Raw genomic sequence first — 3,105 nt, forward strand, 5'->3', positions numbered from 1 at the left:
CCCGTGCAATCCTGGCATGCATCGCCGGACTTATCTCGCCCAAACAACCAGCATGCATATCTAACGCAAACTGAGCCAAAAAGAAAGACTCTCCGCGACCCGGTCCAGAAGCTCGGATCACAGCTTCGGTTCGACGCGCTCCGGCGGCGCGGCGCGGCGCGGCGCGGATCGGGTCCGGCGCTTCGGGCCGCCATCCCGGCCCGCGCCAAGGCCGAGCAGCACCATCGGACCCCGCGCCACGACCCAGAGCGTGGCCTTGACCAGTTCGTACAGCATCAGCGCCAGCACCATCCCCGCGCCCGCCCAGAGCAGGGAGGCCGTGTCCAGCGGCACGGCGGGCTGGAACCGCTCCAGCGTCGCCTGGGCGATCATCGGGTCCAGGGTGCGCACGAACACCACCGGCTGCATGACCGCGCCTGCATCGGTGAGCTGGCGCAGCGCCTCCATCAGGGCGGCCACGCGCGCCTCGCCGTCCGCCAGCATGTCGGCCACCACGGGCTTTTCAGCCGCACCGGCCACCTCGTACAGGCTGGTCAGGTGATCGCGGTTCAGGCGGGCCTCGTCCACGTGGCCGCCCAGGCGCTGCAGGTACTGTTGCAGGAACTCGCGCCACTGAGAGGCCGCGACACCGCCGGCGGCCGCCACCACGGCCCCGGCGAGGGAATCCAGCTTGCGCAGCATCCAGCCCCCTGGCATCGTCCGGCTCCCCCTGTCGTCGTCTCGGTCGCGCCACCCCCAGCCGTCGAGGTTCCGCATGACCCCCGTCCCGGATCTCGCGCCGGTGTTCGGCTACCTTGCCGCCTTTTGTACAACCGTCGCCTTTCTGCCCCAAGCCCTCAAGGCGTGGCGGACCCGATCCGTGGCCGACCTGTCGCTGACCACCTTCCTGCTGTTCACCACGGGCGTGGCCTGCTGGCTGGTCTATGGCCTGATGACCCGGGACATGCCGATCATCGCCGCCAACGTGGTGACCCTGGCCCTGGCGGGCTCGATCCTGGTGATGCGCGTGGTGTTCGCGGGCCGTCCGCCCACCCGCGCGTCGGACCGCTGAGGGCGCGGCACCATGGGCCTGACCGCCACCGGCATCGCCATTGCGGCCGTTCTGAGCGTGTTCGCCGTGGCCGTGTGGCGCGCCCGCCAGCCCTGGCAGCCCGGCCGCATCTGGCGCGTGCCCTGGCATGCCGTCATGGCGCTGGCGCTGGTGCTGCTGCTGGGCCTGCTGGCGCACCTGGCGAGCCTGCTGACCGGCCGCCCCATGACGCCGCGCGGCCTGGGGTGACCGGCGCGCCGGTGCCGTGGTAGAGCATCCGCTCCCGGCTTTTCCCGGCTTTCCTTCTGTTTTCCGGACCCCGCGCCATGACCACAGACCCCCTTTCCCTGTCCGACTGGGTCGATCGCCTCGCCACCGCCCGCGTGCTGTGCGTGGGCGACGTCATGCTGGACCGCTTCATCCAGGGCGACGTGGACCGGGTCTCGCCCGAGGCCCCCATCCCGGTCCTGCGCATCCGGCACGAGTCCGCCATGCTGGGGGGCGCGGGCAACGTCACCCGCAATCTGGTCGGGCTGGGCACCGGCGTGGCCTTCCTGTCGGTGGCCGGGGATGACCCGGCCGGCGGCGAGGTGGTCGACCGCCTGGACGCCCTCGCCGGGGTGGAAACCCATCTGGTGCGCGAGCCCGGGCGGCCCACCACGCTCAAGACCCGGTTCCTCGCCGGCGGCCAGCAGTTGTTGCGCGCCGATGCCGAGACCACGGCGGCGATCTCCGACGCCTCCGCCGCACGCCTGCTGGAGGCCGCCCGCGCCGCCCTGCCCCGGTGCGGGGCCGTGATCCTGTCGGACTACGGCAAGGGCGTGCTGACCGGGGCCGTGACCCGCGCCCTGCTGGATCTGGCGGCCGAGGCCGGGGTGCCGGTGGTGGTCGATCCCAAGGGGGCCGACTATGCCCGCTACCGGGGGGCGGCCGTGGTCACACCCAACCGCAAGGAACTGTCCGAGGCGACGGCGGGCCGGGCCACCGATACGGACGCCACCGTCGAGGACGCCGCCCGCGCGCTGATCGACACCGCCGGAGTGTCCGCCGTGCTGGCCACCCGCAGCCAGGACGGCATGACCCTGGTGCCCTCGGGCACGGCGGCCGAGCACCTGCCGACCGAAGCGCGGGAGGTGTTCGACGTCTCCGGCGCGGGCGATACGGTGGTGGCCACCCTCGCCGCCGCCCTCGCCGCCGGCGCACCGCTGGGCATGGGGGCGCGGCTGGCCAACGTGGCCGCCGGTCAGGTGGTGGGCAAGGTGGGCACCGCCGCCATCGCCGCGGGCGATCTGGTGGCGGCGCTGCATCACCAGGATCTGGCGCGCTCGGAAGACAAGATCGCCCGGCTGGAGGCGCTGACCGAGACCGTAGAGCGCTGGCGGCGGATCGGCCTGCGGGTCGGATTCACCAACGGCTGTTTCGACCTGCTGCACCCCGGGCATGTGTCGCTGCTGGCCCAGGCGCGGACGGCCTGCGACCGCCTGATCGTGGGCCTGAACTCGGATGCCTCGGTGCGGCGGCTGAAGGGGCCGACGCGTCCGGTGCAGGGCGAGATGGCCCGCGCGACCGTGCTGGCCTCGCTGGCCGACGTGGACCGGGTGGTGATCTTCGGCGAGGACACGCCGCGGCACCTGATCCAGACCCTGCGGCCGGACGTGCTGGTCAAGGGCGCCGACTACACCGTGGAAACCGTGGTCGGCGCCGAGATCGTGCAGGCCTACGGCGGGCGTGTGCTGCTCGCCCGGCTGGAGGACGGCCATTCCACCACCGCCACCCTGGAGCGGGTGGCCGCCGAGCCGGATTAACCCGCCCCGCCGCTTCGCCGGGTCGCCCCTCGATGCCGGTGAGGGGGTGCGCGCGGCCTTGGTGACTTCGTGTCTTGGTGGTTCGAACCGGCGGCGGGTCAGGAAGCAGGACCACCAAGGCACAAAGACACAAAGGCGGAGCCACCCGACTGCCACGCCGGGTCGCCCCTCGATGCCTGTGAGGCGGCGTTTCCCCGTGAGCAACCGGGAACATGGGTAACACTATTGACCGGCAACATGGGTAACGGTGTTCTGTGTTTGTTCGGCTTT

At 71.9% G+C, this 3,105-nt stretch carries 4 protein-coding genes; 3 read left to right on the forward strand and 1 reads right to left on the reverse strand.

Features of this window, described 5'->3' with window-relative positions:
• Positions 1-117: 117 nt before the first annotated feature.
• Positions 118-696 (reverse strand): DUF2937 family protein, encoded by a 579-nt coding sequence (locus GHC57_RS18745; protein ID WP_170294975.1) that lies wholly within the window; start codon positions 694-696, stop codon positions 118-120.
• Between the two features lie 58 nt (positions 697-754).
• Here GHC57_RS18745 and GHC57_RS18750 point away from each other — a divergent pair, with 58 nt between their 5' ends.
• From GHC57_RS18750 to rfaE1, 3 genes are all read left to right on the forward strand, one after another.
• Positions 755-1,051 carry a SemiSWEET transporter gene (locus tag GHC57_RS18750; RefSeq protein ID WP_153347132.1) on the forward strand — a complete coding sequence of 99 codons (297 nt, stop codon included), beginning with the start codon at positions 755-757 and terminating at the stop codon, positions 1,049-1,051.
• A gap of 12 nt (positions 1,052-1,063) precedes the next feature.
• The gene (locus GHC57_RS18755) at positions 1,064-1,279 is read left to right on the forward strand and encodes a hypothetical protein (RefSeq protein ID WP_153347134.1); all 216 of its coding nucleotides are present in this window, start codon (positions 1,064-1,066) and stop codon (positions 1,277-1,279) included.
• A gap of 77 nt (positions 1,280-1,356) precedes the next feature.
• The gene (gene rfaE1 / locus GHC57_RS18760; protein ID WP_153347136.1) at positions 1,357-2,835 is read left to right on the forward strand and encodes a D-glycero-beta-D-manno-heptose-7-phosphate kinase; all 1,479 of its coding nucleotides are present in this window, start codon (positions 1,357-1,359) and stop codon (positions 2,833-2,835) included.
• Positions 2,836-3,105 lie beyond the last annotated feature (270 nt).

It is taken from the genome of Roseospira navarrensis (assembly GCF_009601025.1).
GTDB classification, from domain to species: Bacteria; Pseudomonadota; Alphaproteobacteria; order Rhodospirillales; family Rhodospirillaceae; genus Rhodospira; species Rhodospira navarrensis.